The organism is Phycisphaeraceae bacterium (genome assembly GCA_019636735.1).
Lineage (GTDB): Bacteria > Planctomycetota > Phycisphaerae > Phycisphaerales > SM1A02 > VGXK01.
On sequence record JAHBWY010000001.1, the window covers coordinates 136,818 to 155,568 of the forward strand.

14 protein-coding genes are annotated in these 18,751 nt (G+C 66.3%); 9 read left to right on the top strand and 5 right to left on the bottom strand.

Features of this window, described 5'->3' with window-relative positions; all coding sequences use genetic code 11:
* Positions 1-25 precede the first annotated feature (25 nt).
* The 3 genes from KF724_00535 to KF724_00545 all read right to left on the bottom strand — a co-directional run bounded on the left by KF724_00535 (position 26) and on the right by KF724_00545 (position 4,453).
* Positions 26-2,521 carry a hypothetical protein gene (locus KF724_00535; protein MBX3354167.1) on the bottom strand — a complete coding sequence of 832 codons (2,496 nt, stop codon included), beginning with the start codon at positions 2,519-2,521 and terminating at the stop codon, positions 26-28.
* Positions 2,522-2,589: 68 nt separating this feature from the next.
* A complete protein-coding gene (locus KF724_00540) occupies positions 2,590-3,831 on the bottom strand; it encodes a L,D-transpeptidase family protein (GenBank protein MBX3354168.1) in 1,242 nt (413 codons plus the stop codon).
* 7 nt (positions 3,832-3,838) lie between these two features.
* Positions 3,839-4,453, bottom strand: a complete 615-nt coding sequence (locus KF724_00545) for a 5-formyltetrahydrofolate cyclo-ligase (GenBank protein ID MBX3354169.1) — start codon at positions 4,451-4,453, stop codon at positions 3,839-3,841.
* 88 nt (positions 4,454-4,541) lie between these two features.
* Here KF724_00545 and glmS point away from each other — a divergent pair, with 88 nt between their 5' ends.
* The gene (gene glmS / locus KF724_00550; protein ID MBX3354170.1) at positions 4,542-6,380 is read left to right on the top strand and encodes a glutamine--fructose-6-phosphate transaminase (isomerizing); all 1,839 of its coding nucleotides are present in this window, start codon (positions 4,542-4,544) and stop codon (positions 6,378-6,380) included.
* A gap of 281 nt (positions 6,381-6,661) precedes the next feature.
* On the opposite strand, the gene KF724_00555 is transcribed toward glmS, so the two are convergent.
* Together KF724_00555 and clpB are read right to left on the bottom strand one after the other, a co-directional pair.
* On the bottom strand, positions 6,662-7,366 hold the full coding sequence (locus KF724_00555; protein ID MBX3354171.1) for a hypothetical protein: 705 nt from the start codon (positions 7,364-7,366) through the stop codon (positions 6,662-6,664).
* A gap of 270 nt (positions 7,367-7,636) precedes the next feature.
* A complete protein-coding gene (gene clpB, locus KF724_00560; protein ID MBX3354172.1) occupies positions 7,637-10,231 on the bottom strand; it encodes an ATP-dependent chaperone ClpB in 2,595 nt (864 codons plus the stop codon).
* Positions 10,232-10,431: 200 nt separating this feature from the next.
* Between clpB and KF724_00565 the strand changes: the two genes are divergently transcribed.
* The 8 genes from KF724_00565 to KF724_00600 all read left to right on the top strand — a co-directional run bounded on the left by KF724_00565 (position 10,432) and on the right by KF724_00600 (position 18,729).
* Positions 10,432-11,616, top strand: a complete 1,185-nt coding sequence (locus KF724_00565; protein ID MBX3354173.1) for a type II secretion system F family protein — start codon at positions 10,432-10,434, stop codon at positions 11,614-11,616.
* Positions 11,617-11,718: 102 nt separating this feature from the next.
* Positions 11,719-12,231, top strand: coding sequence for a type II secretion system major pseudopilin GspG (gene gspG, locus KF724_00570; GenBank protein ID MBX3354174.1), 513 nt, complete (start codon positions 11,719-11,721; stop codon positions 12,229-12,231).
* Complete coding sequence (locus KF724_00575) at positions 12,228-12,896, top strand: hypothetical protein (protein ID MBX3354175.1); 669 nt, start codon at positions 12,228-12,230, stop codon at positions 12,894-12,896. Before gspG ends, KF724_00575 begins: the two co-directional genes overlap by 4 nt.
* The gene (locus tag KF724_00580) at positions 12,893-13,351 is read left to right on the top strand and encodes a hypothetical protein (protein ID MBX3354176.1); all 459 of its coding nucleotides are present in this window, start codon (positions 12,893-12,895) and stop codon (positions 13,349-13,351) included. Before KF724_00575 ends, KF724_00580 begins: the two co-directional genes overlap by 4 nt.
* Positions 13,348-14,100, top strand: a complete 753-nt coding sequence (locus KF724_00585) for a prepilin-type N-terminal cleavage/methylation domain-containing protein (protein ID MBX3354177.1) — start codon at positions 13,348-13,350, stop codon at positions 14,098-14,100. The genes KF724_00580 and KF724_00585 overlap by 4 nt, the downstream gene beginning before the upstream one ends.
* Positions 14,097-16,127, top strand: a complete 2,031-nt coding sequence (locus KF724_00590; GenBank protein MBX3354178.1) for a hypothetical protein — start codon at positions 14,097-14,099, stop codon at positions 16,125-16,127. Before KF724_00585 ends, KF724_00590 begins: the two co-directional genes overlap by 4 nt.
* A complete protein-coding gene (locus tag KF724_00595) occupies positions 16,124-17,773 on the top strand; it encodes a hypothetical protein (GenBank protein ID MBX3354179.1) in 1,650 nt (549 codons plus the stop codon). Before KF724_00590 ends, KF724_00595 begins: the two co-directional genes overlap by 4 nt.
* Positions 17,770-18,729 carry a hypothetical protein gene (locus KF724_00600; GenBank protein ID MBX3354180.1) on the top strand — a complete coding sequence of 320 codons (960 nt, stop codon included), beginning with the start codon at positions 17,770-17,772 and terminating at the stop codon, positions 18,727-18,729. Before KF724_00595 ends, KF724_00600 begins: the two co-directional genes overlap by 4 nt.
* Positions 18,730-18,751 lie beyond the last annotated feature (22 nt).

The following is an 18,751-nucleotide window of genomic DNA, read 5'->3' on the forward strand; positions in this document are numbered from 1 at the left end:
CTTCGGGTCGCGCCGCGCTCGTGATTCACGGGTGGGGCGTGGCCGGAGTCGGCGCGATCACTGCGGGCTGCAGGATCGCCTGGCGCATCAGAAGCTCCAGCAGGATTTCTTCACGCTGCCACCGCCATCCGTCAAGTGTCCAGATGGCCGCCGCAATCTCACTCAAGGGCGGAGGTGGGCCCTTCGGATCGTGGCTCGTTGTCGACGCCATGAGGAGCGTGGTGATCGAGTCATCCACGCGATCAAGCTCACTTCGCTGCGCGGCGGGAAGAAGGCCGAAGTCGAGCGTGGTCGGAGACTCGCCTGTGAGGCGCTTGAACGATGGTCGTGCCCGAGACAGCGGATCGACCACGAAGATGTCAGGCCACGCGGCCCGGCGATAGCACTCCTTGAGCGCGGTGCGATCATGGGCGAGGTCCACGACGGCCACAAGCTGGTTCAACGCCTCTCGATTGATCTTGGCCAGCTCGGCCAGAGCTTCATACATTCCTTGGACCTTGGGCGGTCGTTGGGCAGTCTCCGCGAGTTGCTCTGCCTCCCATCGGGTGGCGGCGACATGGGCGTCGATGGCCGCACTCATGCGCTGTCCATAGTTGCGCAGAATGGCAAGCACCGCCGAGTTCAACTCAGGGTGATCAGCCGATCGGAACCGCGCAAGCTCGGGCGACTCGTCGATGAGTCGCACGAGGTCAACGGTGGCCTCGGTGCCTGGAGCGACATCATGGTTCGTCGGACCGGCCTCGATGCGGCGCCCCAGCCGTCGCCGGTCGCGATCCGCGAGTTCGATCAACAGCTCTCCCCAGCCCTCGGAGCGGGCGCCCTTGATGAGCGCGCGAAGGTTGTCAAACAGAGCCTCGTCAAGGCGCGCCAACTCGTGCTCGAGCTGCTCTTGCACATCCCGACTGCCGCGAAGGAACTCCTCGGCTGCCTGAAAGTTCGATTGGGTGAGCGTGTCCCATGTTCGCATCCGCTCGGCATTGGCTTCGAGGACAGGCTGTGCGGCGCGTCGTGTCTCCTCGATGAGGGCCCGGCCAACTTCTCGACGAGGGTCCTCGGGGGCGATCTCGCAGGTGTCAAGGAGGTGGTCGACCCACGAGACATCAAGTGGCTGCACTTGGCCACGAAGGTCGCCTCGTGCGGCGGCCGGCCGGACCGCGGAGTGAAAGGCGACAAATCCGCGACTCGACGGCGACGGCGGGAACGCCTCGGCGGCGCTCCGAACACGCCGAATGCCGAAGTCCGCAGGTTTCCATGTGCTGGTCGGCGGGTCGGGGCAGTCGAAGCCCAGGCCGGCGATCGAGGCGCGAGTGCGCGCGTCAAGACTCTCCATGGACGAGACCAGTTCACTCGCGGCGGCGACGAGCGCGGCCGTGTCGTCACCCGACCCGCGGACCAAGTCAATGGCATCGGCCAATGCCAACTCGAGCGTGTCTCGCTCGAGGCGCCAAGCCGCCATGATGGAAGCGACCTCGTCAAGGGGACCCGCGTCGTGCCCGCCATCGGTGGGCCGTTCGTGGAGCGCGCGTGCGACGCAGAGGAGCGGTTGCTGCGGTGTCACGACGAAGGGGCCGCCGTACATTCGAGCGAGCACCTGTCCGCGCACACGACGCCAGAGATGCTCCGGAAGGAGGGGCTGAAGTTGATTCAGTGTCTCGCGCTGGTGGCGACCAATGTCAACGGCGAGATCACGAGCAGGTCTCAAGACTTCGTTGGCGACTGCGCGGACCAACTCGTTGTACTGCCGATGAACCGCCGGATCGCGCTCCTCGGCCGAAGGTCGAGCAACGCCGCGAGCTTCGAGCGCGGCGCGTTGGTTGGCGGGAGCGTCGCGCACAGACTCCTCCAGTTGTTGGAGCAGGCTGAGCAATGCGCGATCTCGCGCCGTGACCACCGCCTCGGCCGCCCGGCGCGTCTCCTCGGAAAGGTCCGAGGCCTTACGGTCACTCATCTCCCAGAGGACGGGCGATGCGGTGAACGACCCTCGGAGAATCGGACCGATCTCGATGTCGAAGGCAAGGAGATGCGACGCCCCCACACGCTCCCGGATCATGCGACGCTCAATCGCGCCTCGAATGTCATCGAGCAGCGCAGCGCAGGTGGCGTCGGTTGTCAGGGCCCGAAGATCGGCGAAGAGCCCCTGGTCGAGGCGGCGGCGCTTCTCCACGCCATCAGCGAAGAGCGCCTGACCCTCGGCGCGAGTCGATGCGGGGCCCATGGCCTGGATCGCCCCGGGAAGGAGTTCCCGTTCGCGAATCCTCGCCGCAGCGATGCGATAAGCGGCCATGGTGTCGAGCACTCGAAGACTGGCGTCCGCGTCGAGCGATGGGCACTCGAGCACTCGTCGAAGTTCGTTGATCGACACGGGTTGTGGTGCGCCCTGAAGGCGCCCGATCTGGTTCACCTCCTCGACGCTCTCAAATGACAGCGCGTTCACTTGTGCCATAGCCGGCGCGGCAACGCAAGCGCTCAGCGCCCCGACAAGCAGAATCTCGGGCCACCAGCGTCGCACTGGATCTTGCATGGGCATCACTCTCCTTGGTCGGTCTCGATCGGCATCGCCATCTCGACGCCGCTCCCCCCACCTCACCGTCAGGGAGCAATCAGAATCGTGCTGTTAGGCACCGTGAGCAGTTCGAAGACTACTTCAACATCGAGTTCGCGCATGCGCACGCATCCCATGGAGCGCATCTGCCCGATGGACTCGGGCTCGATCGTTCCATGAATGCCATAGGCCAGGAAGTCGCGGTTGTGCGGCTCGATGCCCTCGATGCCGATCCACCGCTCGCCGATCGGATTCTTCGGATCATCGGCGGCAAAGAACTCACCGGTGCGAGGATTGGTCCACTGGGGGTTCTTGAGCTTGCTGCGCGGGCGCACCTTGAAGATGCCCGTCGGCGTCGTGTTCGACTCACCGAGCCCCACGGGGTAGCTCGCGATCATCACGCGGTCTGCGCCTTCGCCGTGATAGACATTCAGTCTGTACTCGCCCTTGAGGACCTCGGCATGGAAGGTGCCGGTTGGGACCTTGAGGACCTGGCCCGGACGGATGCGACGCGCATCACGGATCTCATTCACGCGCAACAGGAGATCAGGCTCACACTCGGCCTGAAGCGATCGCACGATGGCCGTCGGCGTCTCACCCTGTTGCACACGATGGGCACGGAACACCGTGTCGCCCTGGACGAGACCGCTGCGGAAGAAGAGCGGCTGGTTCACTTCATTGATCGCTTCATACGCGCGCAGTCGCTCGGCGCCGGTGAGCGCGCTGCCATCGAGCAGTCGCGTCAGCGCAAGGCGCGCCGCAATCGGATCACTCGTGGTCAAGGCGAGCGCTCTGGCGAGTTCACTCGACGCGGCGCGAGCGCCCGGCGCTGGCGCGTTGCTCCGGGATGTGTCATCATCGGCGCGCTCGGAACTGACCGGTGGTGCAGGCGCGTCGAACCCCTTGGGTGGAGTGGCCTCACTCTCGGCGCCAGCCAAAGGCGCAGTCGCTCGATCGGGAAGCGACGGCACATTCGCGGGCGGCTTCGGCGTTTCGATGCGCCCCGCCGCCACGCCGGAAGTCACCACCTCGGGTTCGGGAGTCACCCATGATCCACTGCGGGTCGGCCTCGCCGGAGGGTCGACTGTTGCGAGCGGCGTCTGCGGCGCGGGGACGCCCTCACTCGGTGTCTCGGTGCCAAACATCTTCACCATGGCCCATGTGCCGCCAGCGAGCGCCAAAAGCGCCACCGCGACCACGACTCCGCCGCGGCGCCCTCTCCTGCGCCGCGAACTCGACATGTATCTGCTTCGACCTTGGGCCGGAATGGTCTGACTTGCGAGCGCCATGCCAACATTATCCCGTTCGCAGCAATCGACGCTCCGTGCACAACCAATCCACGGAGCGATCGTGCTCGGCTCGGGGGACTCGATCGACCACTTGGACCTCGTAGGCGACGCCGATGAGCAATGTCGTCGGTGGGAGGGCCGCGAGAAAGGCGTCGTAGAAGCCACCACCTCGGCCGAGCCTCGTTCCCGCGGCGTCAAAGGCGACTCCCGGTGTGAGGACCACCGAAATCGCCTCAGGAGCGACCTCTGAACCCGCTGATGGCACCGAGGTGCCATGCAGACCCCGGCGCGTCTCTGAGAGGCCCTCGGGGGCTTCGACTTCGATCATCCTCATCAAGGGCACGCCGTCGGCGGACTGTCTCATTGCCTCCGGCAGGGCCACGCGCCGACCCTCACGCAGAAGATCGGTGAGCAGGCCCTTCAGATTGGGCTCATCGCGCAGCGCCAGGAAGCCGCAGATGACGCCGCCAACCGCGAGGAGCCCGCTTTCGGCCAGTTGGCGCTGGATCGAGTCGTCGGCGGCCACGCGCTGCGCATGGTCCGCCCGAGTTATTCGGCTCCTGATCTCGGTTCGAAGGGCACTCTTGGCCGCGCTGATCGACTGTGACGGACAATCATCCACAGCGGGAAAGGCTACCCTTGAACGCTCGATCGGCGAACAGCGAGCGGCCGATACCAGTAGCGACACCTTTCCTGGAGAGCCCCCTCGCATGTGTGGAATTGTTGCCTACATCGGCCGCCGACCCGCCAAGCACATCCTTTTGGAGGGCCTGAAGCGGCTCGAGTACCGAGGCTATGACTCCGCCGGGCTGGCGGTGCTGGACAAGGGGCAACTGAGATTGGCTCGTGCGGTGGGCAAGGTCTGTGCGCTGGAAGAAGTGGTCGAGCGTGAGGGCGGCTTCGATGGCAGCATCGGCATGGCCCACACTCGCTGGGCGACCCACGGCGGAGTGACCGAGCGGAACGCCCATCCGCACCGCGACGATCCGAAGCTCGGGCACGGCATCGCGCTCATCCACAACGGCATCATCGAGAACTACGCGGTTCTCAAGAAGTACCTCGAGGAGAAGGGGCACACCTTCACCAGTGAGACGGACAGCGAGGTCCTGGCGCACCTCATCGGCGAGCTCTACCGGGGCGACCTTGAGCGAGCGGTGCAGTCAGCCCTTCGGGAAGTGACCGGTGCCTACGCCATCGCCGTCATCTGCGAGCAGGAACCAGACACGCTGGTAGTGGCCCGCAAGGGGTCGCCGCTGATGGTCGGTGTCGGCAATGGCGAGTATGTGGTCGCCAGCGATGCGAGCGCCATCGTGGCACACACGAATCAGGCGTTCACACTTGCGGACTACACGGTCGCCAAGCTCACTCGAGAGAGCTTCCGGACGGCCACGGTCGACAATGTTCCGGTTGATGCGCAGGTCAAGGAACTGGAATTCGATCTCCAGCAGATCGATCTGGGGACCTTCGAGCACTACATGCTCAAGGAGATCTTCGAGCAGCCGCAGGCGCTGCGCACCTGCCTCCAGGGTCGCATCGATGAGCGCGGTGGCCAGATCGTCCTTGGCGGCGTCGTGCCCTTCGCCCGACAGCTCGCCAACGCTCGCCGTGTGGCGCTGGTGGGGCAGGGCACCGCTCTCCACGCGTGCATGATCGGCACCTACCTGATGGAGGAACTCGCGAAGATCCCGACCGACTGGGATTTCGCCAGCGAGTTCCGCTATAGAAACCCGATCGTAGAAGAGGGCACCGTGGTGATCGCGGTCAGCCAGAGCGGCGAGACTGCGGACACGCTCGCAGCGCTTCAGGAGGCGAAGCAGCGCGGAGCTCTGGCCCTTGGCATCGTGAATGTCGTAGGGTCGAGCATCGCGAGGGAGACCGACGCGGGGGTCTATCTGCGCGTTGGTCCGGAGATTGGCGTCGCGAGCACCAAGGCGTTCGTTGGCCAGGTGACCGTGGCGGCCATGCTCGCGCTCTTTGTGGGACGAAGGCGATATCTCTCGCCCGAGTTCACCTCCTCGTACATGAGGCAGCTCAAGTCGGTCCCTTCCCAGATTGAGCGAGTGCTTGAGCAGTCGGAGCACATCAGGCGTGTGACCGCCAAGTACATCCATCGCGAGAACTGGCTCTTCCTGGGACGCGGCGTGAACTACCCCGTCGCGCTTGAAGGCGCCCTGAAGCTGAAGGAGATCTCCTACATCCACGCCGAGGGCATGCCCGCAGCGGAAATGAAGCACGGCCCGATCGCTTTGATCGACCATGGCATGCCTGCGGTCTTCGTGGCCACCCGGAACAGCCAGTATGAGAAGGTGCTCTCGAACATCGAGGAGGTCCGCAGTCGCGGCGGCCACATCATCGCGGTCGCCACCGAGGGCGACGAGCATGTGAAGTCGCTCTGCGAAGATGTCTTCTATGTCCCCGACCTGCCCGAGCATCTTCAGCCGCTCGTGACTGTGGTTCCACTCCAGTTGCTGGCCTATCACGCCGCGGTCATGCGAGGCAAGGATGTGGACAAGCCGCGAAACCTCGCCAAGAGCGTGACAGTCGAGTGAAGACTCGCCGCTGATCGTCGGTGCCGTGCTCTGCCGCGCGGGTTGCTCGCGCCTTCAACACGCTCGAGCGCTCACGCGATCGACCGCAGAGCGCTCCCGCCGTGGCGAGATCGCCCCGCAGCAGGGCTCTCGCTTTCGACGCACTGGACGAGTTGGCAGGCTGAAAGTGCACGGGCAAAAAAGAACCGAGGCCGCCCTTGCGAGCGGCCTCGGTGAGTTGCGCTGTCAGACAGGTCGAACCTGTCTTCCGGGTCGCGTAGTCCGCGACTCGTCCCCTGAGATCAGGCCCGACGACGACGACCAGCGATGCCCGCGAGACCGAGGAGCGCCAGAGCGCCCGGGGTCGGGATGGCATACTTGAAGGTCTTGTTGTCCTGGCCGAAGAAGGTGCCCGTGCCACCGACGATACCGGTGCCGACCTGCGCCCCGAAGACGAGGAAGCGGTTGTTGGCCGCGCCGTCAGCGAGGATCGAGAAGCGGCCGACGATGACGCCCAGCGGGCCATCGGTGCCCTGCCAGAAGCCCTGAAGCACGAGCGCCTTCGCGCCGTTGCTGTTGTTGGCCGGGTTGGGGTTCACGGTGAACCAACCAGCGCCGGGGCTCGGCGGGAGAGTGGGATCCGCACCCTCATCGTCGTTCCAGTTCAGGAAGCTGCCGTCCGGCGAGGTGTTGCCGACCGGGGTTCCGCCAGCAATCGCAGCGCCGAGGGCGACGCGGGAGTCAGCAGCATTCGAACCGCCGAGCGGCTGCCAAGAGCCGTTCTGCTGATAGAAGTTCGTCGCGCCGACGAGCTGAATGTTCGAGTTGAAGATGTTCAGGATCTTGTCCTGAGACGACGAGTAGACCGCGTACACATCGAGCACGTGGTAGGTGTTCGCGCCGACGGTGACATCGTAGGTGTCAGCGCCGAAACCGAGGAACGCAGCGTTCGATGAGCCCGCGATGCATGCCGCGAGCAAACCGCTTCCAAGAAGAACCTTTCGCATCTTGATCTTTCCCTCTCTATGTTGATCAGGGGTCCGAGTCCGAAACGGGCTGGCACGCAACCAAGCCCAACACGCACATAGTGCCACCTTCCGAGGTATTTTCCAAGGGGCCTGTCCAAAATCTTGGCAAAACGGTGTCGAATTGTTCCGTCTGGTTCGGTGACCTGTAGGCCATAAGAATGACTAAAGCCGCGTCATGTAACCCGGGCGGCCTTATTATTGGACTCCATCGTCCCGTGGCCCGTTGTCCTGGCCGTGCGCCTCGAGCGCTCAATTTGCGTTTATCGAGAACCTGGAGCCTTCGAAGTCGACCTTGACCGCCTGCCCGGGGCTGATTTCGCCCCCCAGAAGCTTGCTCGCGAGTGCGTTTTCGAGCCGCTGCTGGATCACGCGCTTCAACGGTCGGGCCCCAAACTGCGGGTCGTACCCCTCACTTGCGAGCGCGTCCTGAGCCGCTGCGGTGACTTCGAGCGCCACGCCTCGTTCCGCAAGGCGACGGCGGAGGCCTCGAAGCTGGATCTCGACGATCGATCGAAGGTCTTCCTTCGTCAACTGGTGGAAGATGACCACATCGTCGATGCGGTTGAGCAGCTCCGGGCGCATCACCTTCTTCAGAAGAGATCGCACATGCGCCTCGATCACGGCATCGGGTTCACCTCGCTCGGTCGCTTCGAGAATCGCTTGGGAGCCGATGTTGCTGGTCATCACAATGATGGTGTTTGAGAAGTCGACCGTGCGGCCGTGACCATCGGTCAATCGCCCGTCGTCGAGCACCTGGAGAAGGATGTTCGAGACATCGGGGTGGGCCTTCTCCATCTCGTCAAAGAGCACCACGCAATAGGGGCGTCGACGCACGGCCTCCGTAAGGCGGCCGCCCTCCTCGAAGCCGACATACCCGGGCGGCGCTCCAATCAGGCGGGCCACCGCGTGCTGCTCCATGTACTCACTCATGTCGATGCGAACCATGGCATCCTGCGTGTCGAAGAGGAACTCGGCCAGGGCCTTGCAGAGCTCGGTCTTGCCCACGCCGGTCGGCCCCAGGAAAAGGAAGCTGCCGATGGGCCGATGCGCTTCACCGAGGCCCGCTCGATTGCGTCGGACGGCTTCGCTGACGGCGGTCACCGCTTCGGGCTGTCCCACGACTCGATCTCGAAGCTGATCTTCCATGCGCAGGAGCTTCTCCCGCTCGCTCTCGATGAGTCGGCTCACCGGAATCCCCGTCCAGCGGCCGACAACCTCGGCGATCTGCTCGGCGTCGACTTCCTCGTGAACCATGGTCTTGCCCGTCTTCAATCGGCGGTCGAGGTCGGCCTCGGATGCGGCGAGGCGCTCTTCAAGTTCCCGCATTTCGCCGTAGCGGATGCGCGCTGCCCGCTCCAGGTCGCCGCGCCGCTGCGCCTGTTCGAGTTCGACCTGCTTTCGCTCGATCTCGGCGCGGGTCGTCTTGACTGCGTCGAGGTCGCGCTTCTCCTCTTCCCATTGCGCGGTCAAGCTCCGGTTGCGCTCTTCCAGTTGCGCCAGTTCCTGCTCGATGGCGCCGAGGCGCTTCTTGCTCTCCGGATCGCTCTCGAGCTTGAGCGCCTCGCGCTCGATCTCGAGCTGCATGACTTGCCTTCGCACGGCGTCGAGTTCGGCGGGCATCGAGTCGTTCTCGATGCGGAGGCGGCTTGCGGCTTCATCGAGCAGGTCGATGGCCTTGTCGGGCAGGAAGCGGTCGGCGATGTAGCGGTGCGAAAGCATGGCCGCGGCGACGATGGCACCATCCTTGATGCGAACGCCATGGTGAGCCTCGTAACGGCTCTTCAATCCTCGAAGAATCGCGATGGTGTCGGGAACGCTCGGTTCGCCGACGAAGATGGGCTGGAAGCGCCGCTCGAAGGCGGGGTCCTTCTCGATGTGGTTGCGGTACTCATCGAGCGTGGTCGCCCCGATGCAGCGAAGCTCGCCGCGGGCAAGCGCCGGCTTGAGGAGGTTTCCGGCGCTCGGTGAGCCTTCGGTCTGGCCCGCCGAGACGATCGTGTGCAACTCGTCGATGAAGAGGATGACGGAACCTTCCGCTGCGGCGACCTCGCGAAGCACCGCCTTCAGGCGCTCCTCGAACTCGCCTCGGAACTTGCTGCCCGCGATGAGTTGACCAACATCGAGGGCGACCAGCCGGGCGGATCGCATGCTGTCGGGGCAGTCGCCATTCACGATCCTGAGGGCGAGACCCTCGGCGATCGCGGTCTTGCCGACGCCGGGTTCGCCGATGAGCACGGGGTTGTTCTTGGTGCGGCGCGAGAGCACCTGCATGCAGCGGCGGATCTCCTCGTCGCGACCGATGACGGGGTCGATCTTGCCGGCCGCCGCGCGCTCGGTGAGGTCGACCGCGTACTTCTTGAGGGCCTCAAAGGCCCCCTCGGCGTTCGGGTCATTGACATGGGAGACACCGCTGGCCTTGCGAAGCTGGTCGATGGCGGTCGCGAGTCGCTTCCGGTCGAGGCCGACGACGCTCAAGGCTTCCTTGGCGGGGGTCTTGACCTCCGAGAGGGCAAGGAGCAGGTGCTCCGTCGAGACATATTCATCCTTGAGCTTCTTCGCCTCCCGTTCGGCTTCGGTCAGGACCTGAACCAGTTCTCGGCCGATCTGGGGAGTGGTGCCCTCCACACGGGGCATTCGCTTCAATTCCGCTTCCGCAATCGAGAGGAGGCGAGCGGGGTCGACGCCGCAGCGCTTCGCGAGGCTCGCGGGCACGCCGTTGGCCTCTTGAAGGAGTGCAACGAGCAGGTGGGGGGGCGTGACCTCCGAATGTCCGGCAAGGGTCGCCGCGCTCTGAGCGCCTTGGAGGGCCTCCTGGGCCATGGTGGTGAATCGGTCAATTCGCATAGGACCCTCGTCGTCGCAAGCGCCATGCCGGGTGCTCGCGGGCGATGGGCCGTCGGGGCGATTCCCGGCCGATCTGGCGCGCCCTTCGAGCACGCCCGTGGCCCAATCACTGCCAAAGCAGCAGGCATGAAGGGGGCTGTTCGAAGCCAGCGGAGCGGCCGCCGAGATCGCGCGGGGCTACATTAGAAGGACCTCGACGAATGGCCGTCTACGCCTACATCGCCAGGGATCAACGCGGCGTCCGAGTTCAGGGCAGGGTCGAGGCTGCCAATGAACAGGCGGCGGCGGCGGACCTGAGCGCCCGGGGCCTCGCCCCGGTCCGGGTTGAGGCGGCCACCTCGGCCATGCCCCGAGGGGGGCGGATTCCAGCGAGGCGCCTTGCCACCTCATATCAACAGTTGTCGGATCTGCTCCGCGCGGGAGTGCCCTTGCTTCGCTCACTTCAGCTTCTGGGACGAGGCCGCGCCGATCCGAGTCTTGCGGCCATCTGGTCGAAGATCGCCGACGAGGTCGCCGACGGCTCGCGTCTGGCCGACGCCCTTGCCCGGCACCCTCGCGTCTTCCCGAGCATCCAGGTGGCGGTGGTCCGGGCGGGTGAGCGGGGCTCCTTCCTCGAGCCGGCGCTCGCCCGACTCGGTCGGTTCCTGCACCATCAGGCGGAGATGCGCAGCCGCGTGCTGGGCAGCTTGATCTACCCATGCATTCTGCTGGTGGGCGGCGTCGCGCTCGTCATCGCGGCGATGGTCTTCCTGGTCCCTCAGTTCAGGCCGCAGTTCGCACGGATCGAGACGCCCTTGGCGACCCGCGTGCTCTTCTTGCTCTCCGACCTGATTCTCGTGTGGTGGCCCCTGGTGGTGCCCGCGGTGATTGGACTTGGAATCGCCGGGTTCGTCGCCATGCGGCGCGATCGGGTGCGCCGCGCGGTCGCCTCGGCGCTCCTGCGAGTGCCCAAGGTCGGGGCGTTGATTCGAGGTCTCGCTGTGGCGCGCGTCACGCGCGTGCTCGGAACGCTCTTGGAGAACGGCATTCCACTCATTCAGGCGATGCAGACATCGCGCGACGCCTCGGGGCATCCGCTGCTGGCCGAGGCGCTCGACAACGCCACGGAAGCCGTGCGTGGCGGCGAGTCGCTCACCCGGCCGCTCGCGGCGAGCGGTTTCTTTGACGAGGATGTGATCGAGATGATCTCCGTTGGCGAGAGCGCGAACAACCTCGCCCAGGTGCTTGTCAGCATTGCCGAGACGCTCGAATCGAGAGTGGATCGGGCGCTCGATCTCGCCATGCGACTGCTCGAACCGCTCCTTCTTCTGCTGCTGGCCGGAGGCGTGGTCTTCATCTTCCTCTCGCTGGTTCTGCCGCTGATGAGCCTCTCGTCGAAGCTGTAACGGCGGTTGGACCCTGCGAAGCCTGTCGTTCGACCGTGCCGCGCCGCCGATCCATGGAAGCGACATGGCATGCCCACTATGCTCCCCCTCAGGAGACCCTGCATGCACTCGACCGCCCACCGTCGCGCGTTCACCATCCTGGAGCTGCTGATCGTCATCGGCATCATGCTGGTGCTGGGGGCGCTGGTGGTCATCAATGTGGTGGGTGCTCGAGACAAGGCCGATGTGCAGTCGACGGTGGTTCAGTTGCGGCAGTTCCAGTCGGCCATCGATCGATTCCGGGTCGACATGCGGCGCCTGCCCACGCAGGAGGAGGGATTGAAGATCCTCTGGAGCGCCGAGGGATTGGATGAGACCGAGCGCTCGAACTGGAGCGGCCCTTACCTCAGCGATCCGAAGCCGCGCGACCTCTGGGGCTCCGAGTGGATCTTCAAGGTTCCAGCTGATGTCGGCGGCCTCGACTTCGACATCATCTCGGCGGGACCCGACCGGCAGGAGGGCACGGACGACGACATCTCACTCGCACGCGAGCGCATCAAGGACGCTGGCGGCGAGGATGCATTCAGTGACTTCGGCAGCTCGAGCACGGGCGTCGGCGGGTCGTCAGCGCGATGAACCGGCGCGCGCCGAAGGCGCGCGGGGTGCGGGCGGTCGGAGAATCCGCCGCGCAGGTGGTCGGTCACAGGCTGGGCGTGACGCTCCTTGAGTTGATGGTGGTGCTCGGGCTGATCGTGGCGATCATGGCGCTCGCGGGTCCGTTGTTCATGCAGTCGATGCGCGATCGGGCGCTTCAGGATGCCGGAGAGCGGATGGTGGCGGGACTCGACGCCGCGCGCGCCCATGCGCAGCGCGAGGGCGTGGTGGTGGAGGTCATCGCGAGCGCCGGCGGTCGACGCATGGTGGCGACAGAGTGGTCCCCCGATGGTGGAGAGGCGCGTCCTGTCCCGGCGCTCTTCTTTGAGCTGCCGGCTCCGGTAAGCCTGATCGTGGAGCCCGGTGAAGAGACCCTGGTGATCTTCCTCCCCGATGGCTCTGCGCCCGCCGCGCGGCGCTGCGTGCTGCGGGGCGATGAGGCACTCGAGGCGTTGGTCACCATTTCGCCGATGCTTGGCCGAGCGTCGGTGACCATGCGGGCGCGGCGCGAGGATGGCGAAGCCGATCTTGAGGAAGATGATTCAGACGACCTCGTGGGCGAGGCTGATGGTGAGGTGCTCGCGCCGGAGTCGCAGTGGCGCATGGAAGGCCGAGCGCCCGAGCCGAAGGGGGTGGGTGTGCCATGAGCCGTCGAGGCGCCGTGCTTCTCGAGCTCCTGGTGGCGCTGGCCATCTTCGTCGTCGCTGCGACCACGCTGCTGGCGACCTTCGGTGATGTGATTGCGTCGCTTGATCGCGGGGCCGTGCAGTCGCGGGCGGTGGACCTCGCGCGAACGCGCATGAGCGAGATCGAAGCGGGCCTTGTCGCCACCGAAGACCTGCGCTCCGAGGGGCGAAGTCGACCAGCGGCGGCGGGCGGTGGCTCGTCGCGCGATCGTGGCGAGGTGCGCGATCCCGATGGTCTCTTTGTCGAGACGAGTGTGACCATGAGCGAGTTTCCGAACCTCTCGCTCGTTGAGATTCGCGTCTACGACGGCGTCCGGAGCGATGCCCGCTTCACGCTTCGGCAATTGGTCGAGCTGCCGCGTCAGCGGAGCGCGGCCGACCTGGGTGATGACTCCGAAGTGGAGCGTGCACCGTGAGAGCGCCGGCGCGACGAGGCTTCACGCTGATCGAGGTGCTGGTCGCCCTCGGACTGGCGGCGGCGCTCCTCGGTTCGGTGATCGTCTTCGTCTCCAACCTGCGCGAGGCGCGAGGTCGCCTCGAAGAGCGGACGATGCGGGAGCGAGCGGTCGATCACTTCTTCGATGCCCTCGAGGCGTCGATTCTCACGAGCATGCTCGACGCTGGCGATGGCGGCTTCGAAGGAAGCGAGGAGAGTTGCACCATCTTCACGGCGTCGGTGGATGCCGCGGCCACGCTTGAGCGGGGCGGTCGTCCCTTCATTCCCGCGTCGCGCTCATGGTTTGGCGTCGATCGTTCACGCGGAGCGCTCCTGGTGCGGCGAGGTGATTCAGCGCCCGAGGCGCTGCCCGCCGGCATCGACGCACTGCAATTCCGCTATCACGATGGCCGTGAGTGGGTGAGCGCGTTCGATGCGCGGACGCAGGGCCGACTGCCAACGGCGATCGAAGTGAGCGTCTGGCTTGCCGCCGCAGCTCCAGCCGGCGAGGTCGCTCGCCCGGCCGAGGAACGCGATGGCGAAGGCGGTGGCGCCGACTCCCGCGGCGGCGCTGCCACACGCGGCTCTGCTGATGAGCGCGCTCGCAGCGCCGGGCTCTTCGAACCACCGGAAGCTCCCGAGGCGCCGCCGGATCGGCGCCGCGTCATCGTGATTCCCGATTCGGCACCTGCGGAACTCCTTCCTGCAACCGTGGAGCGCACGCCGTGAACGGGTCTCGCACGCGGAAGGGCTTCGTACTGCTGGCCGTGCTCGCGCTCGTCGGTACGGCCATGGCCTTGACGGCCTCGGTGACCTGGAGCGCCGTTGCGGAACATGCGGGGCGCTCCGCGGCGGTCGAAGCGGTTCGCCAGCGCGCGGTGGCATGGAGCGGCGCTCAAGCCGTGACAGCGCTCCTCGGTGAGCAGCGTCGAGTGGTCCTTCAAGGAGGTGAGCCGACACTGCCGCCGCAGTTGGTGCTCTTCGACGATGGCTCGCGCACAGCCGTCCTTCGCTTTCTCGACGCCTCCGAAGATGGCCGCACGCTTGTTTCTGAGGCTTCTCATCTCGACGCGAACTCCGCCGCGAGTGACGCTCTCCTGCTCGCGGGGTTTGATCCTTTCGATGCAGACGCCATTGTCGAAGCGCGGCAGCGCTCGCCCGGTGGGCGCCTCGCCTCGCTTGAAGACATTGTGCGCCTCTCTGGCATGGACGAAGCGCACTTGCGAGGCCGCGACGCCTTCGGCCCCGAAGCGATGGCCCTCGTGCGCGGGGTCCGAGGTGGCGAACAGGGGCGAGCGCTTGCGCGGGCGGGGGAGGCCCTTCGTGATGCAGGCCGTGCACTTGAGAACGCCGGCTCCGCGTTGCGCCCGGCGCCCGGATCGAACGAGGCCGACGCATCGGCCGGTGATCGGGCGGCTCGAGCACGGATTGAAGGAGCGAGCGGCCCCGCGCTCGCTGATCGACTGACGGTGTACGCCGTGGAGCCCGCGCTCTCGCGAAGCGGCACGCGGCGTTTGGAGCTCTCGGCGGCGTGGACGGAGTCATTGCGGGAGGTTCTTGGCGACGCGGTCGATGAGACGATGGCGCAGCGCATCGAAGCGCTCGCGGCGCGGAATCAACGACCTGCGGATGACGCCGCTCTGCTCGGATCGCTTCAGGAATTGGGCGTCAGACCTGAGTCATGGGCGGACATTCTCGATCGCCTCACGGTTGAGCGCGGTCTTTGGCGTTGGGGCAAGCTCGATCTCAATCGAGCGCCCGCCGCGGTGCTTGCGGCGCTCCCCGGTCTCTCGGCTGAACAGGCGGCGCGGATCGAGCGCGAGCGGGATGGTCTCGATCCCGACGAGCGTGGCACACCCTTCTGGCTCCTCTCGCGCGGCATCGTCGACCCCGCGGAGATGCGGGCGCTCTATCCGCGCGTCACCACGCGAAGCTTCTTCTGGCGCATGCGTTTCGTGACCGGGTACACCTCGTCCACCGATCCCGATGGTCCCATGCATGGCGTTTCGATTCTCGAGTGCGTGGTCGATCTCACGGCACCGCGAGCTCGATTGGCGGCGATGCGGGACCTGACACTTGCGCCGATGGCGCTGCGGCTGATCGAGGCGCGGGAACGACTCGGTGTCGACGATGACGCGCAGGATGATGGCCGTGGCGCTGCGCTCGCCCGTGCCGGTGAACGACTCGCTCGCGCGGGCGAAGGTGCCGCAGAAGTCGAGCGACTAACTGCGGCGCCAGCCGATCCGGAGCGGATCGCTGCTCTTCCGGTTGAAACACCCGCCGCGGGCGCGACGGGTGAAGGTGCTGAAGGAGCCCGCGCACCGCAGGCGGGTGCCGCTGCGCGGCCGGGCGGTGGCGCTGCCGCGCGCCGCCCGCCGGGGCGCGGAGAAGGTCGAGCCGGGCGCGGCGATGGTGCGGGCGCTCGCGCCGGTGGTGCTCCCGGCCCGGTTGAGGGGCGTGCGGGTCAGCGACGCCGTCCGCAGGGAGGCGCTGCGCCTGCGGGTGGCGCCGCGGCCCCGAGCGCTGCCGCCGGTCAGGACGCTGCCGCCGCAGGTCGTCCCGCGCGCGGGCGCGGCGGCGCTGCCGCCGCGACGCCTGTGAGTCCTGCGTTGCCACCACCCTTCGGTCGCTTCCGCCCGCGCCAAGCAGGTGCGACCTCGCCTGCCGGCGCCGGTTCCAATGGAGGCGCCTCGGAGGCGAGACCCTCGGGCATCATGGACGACCTCTTCAGACCCAGGGATGATGATTGGCAATGAGCACGCCGCGACGAACCTTCTCCGGAGGCTCCCGCATGCGACTGGTCATCGACATGGGCCAGCGCCTCCTGCATGCCGTGCAGGGTGAGGTCCGTCGCGGTCGCGTGATCATCCGTCGCGCCGTCACCGTGGAAACGCCCGAGGATCTCGACACGACGGATCCGAAGGCGACCGGAGCGTGGCTGGCCGAGACGCTTCGCGGCGCCGGGATTCGTTCGACGCGGGCGATCTTCGTCGTCAGTCGCGATGTCGCCAGCCACAAGCGCCTCATCCTGCCGACCACGCACGCGGAAGATCTGCCGGACATGACGCGCCTTGCGATGCAGCGCGAACTCGGACCGGCGGCCGAAGGCACGATCATCGACTTCATTCCCGGCGGGCGCGAGGACGCGGGCACCGTCGTCCAGGCGTTCGCGGTCCCGCAGCGCGAGATCGACGCCATTCGCGCACTCGCGGAGCACGCGAAGATCGCGATCAGTCGGATCGCGCTCCGCACCTTCGGTTCGGCGCTCCTGCTCGAGACGCTTGATCGCTCCTTCGACTCAAGCGCCATGCAGCTCGCGCTTGACCTCACTGGCGAAGGATTGGATCTCTGCTTCCTCTCCGGAAACGAGCTCAGGCACAGTCGTGGCGCCGAAGTGCGCTATCAGCGTGACCCCGGCGCCGCCGCAGACGCCGCGCTCACCGAAGTGCGCCGAAGCTGGGCCGCATGGCGATTGGCGCAGCCATCATCAGAGATCGCGCGAGGGCTCATTCTCGGCGAGCCCGAGATGGCGCGTCGCGTGGCCGACGGGGTGCGTGACTTGATCGGCAACGCCACGATTCTCGATTCGCATCCGCTCATTGGGGGCAAGGCCGACGCGGTGGGAGCGCTCGAAGCCTGCTGGCCGCTCGCGGGCGTGCTTCTCGAAGAGGGGATGGTCCGTCCCCGCATCGATCTCGCGTCGCCGCGCCGGGCGCCGGACCTTGCAGCCCGCCGTCGCATGGCGATCTACGCATCGGTCGGCTCTGTCGTGCTGGCTGCGCTCATCGGCTGGACGATCGGCGCTCGCGAACTTCGAGCGCTCTCCTCTCGCGCGGCGGATCTGCAAGCCAAGGCTGAGAGCGCCCGCCCCGAGTCGCATCGCTTCACCCGCGACTTCTTCCGTGCGCAGCACCTGGCGGCATGGGAGGACACCACGCCGCGCTGGCTCGACGCGATCGTCGATGTCGGCGGCTTCGCTCCCGACCCATCGCGTGTCGTCTTCGATCTCTTCGCGGGCACGCTTGAGACGGGCTCGCCGCGCGTCGTGAAGGAAACGGGGCGTGAGACCAGGATCTCCCTCAGGCGCCCGATGCGCATTCTTCTCGAAGGTGAAGCCAGTGAGCGCACCGCAGTCGATTCGCTGCGCGAGGCGTTTGTGAAGGATCAGCGCTTCTCGCTCGACTCGCCGGGCACGGACAAGCAGGGCGGCCGTCGCCTCGCGATGCCATTCACCTTCATCTTGCGACCGGGTGGCACCAACGCCGCCAATCCCGCGGGTGCGTCCGGCACTCCGGCGACTGCGCCGCCATCGGGCACCCCGGCTGGCGCGGAGTCGGGAGAGTCCGCAACGACCACGAAGCATGAGGCACCGAAGGCCGTTCGACTGGGAGGTGCCGCGTGAGACGCTCCCTCATCATCGGTGCCGTCGTCGCAGGCTCGCTCGTCGCGGGTGCGCTTGGGTACATGGGTGCGTCGGGGCGCCTCTCGAACGCGCGAACACAGGAGCTCGAGCGCATCGGAAGGTTCATCGACTTCCTTGAGCGTGTGCGCGCCGAGCGCCAGGCGCGCCCCGCAGTCGATGCGAGGATCAAGAGCGTCGCCAATCGCACGCTTGGACCCAACGCCGAAACGGTCGACAGCGGCTTGCGAAGTCGCCTCAATCGAATCGGTGAAGAGCTTCAACTCACCGATCTTCAGGTCGCGACCGAAGCGGAGAAGGAGCGCATCCTCTCTCCGGCGCGGAGTGAGATGACGCGACTCGATCGCACCCTTCGCGAGCAACCGGACTGGGTCGAAGTGCGCGGCGTGATCTCGGGCGAAGGGTCGCTTGATCAGGCGATGCGTCTCATTCATCGACTCGAGGTCGAACCGTGGATCAAGCGGCTCGATCAGGTGCGCCTCGATCCCGGTCGAACGGGCGAGCGGGTGCGGGTGGTGGTTCGACTCACCACGCTCTTTCTTGAAGGCGTCATCGGGCAGCCCGTTCCGCCCCCCTCGGCGGAGGCGATGTCGACCTACGCGCGCTACCAGCCATTCGTGCAGCGGAATCCCTTCCGACTTCCGCCGCCGCCGCCAGCGCCGCAACCCGCAGTCGTGCAGAAGCCGGCGCCGCGGCCGCCGGGGTTTCCATGGAACCAGTGGAAGGTGACAGGGCGCCTCGATGGCCCCCTCGGCGTTGAGGCATGTCTCCGCAATGTCGCCACCAATGCAACGCTCACGCTTGCGCCGGGCACGCGAATCTCCGACGCTGAATTCATCGGCTTCGAGATCGATGCCGCGCTCTTCAAGATGGCCGATGCCCTGTTCCTGGTGGAACTTGGAGCCACCATGGATCAGCGCCGCGACTTTTCTCCTTGACGCACGGAGGGGCTTCGACGGG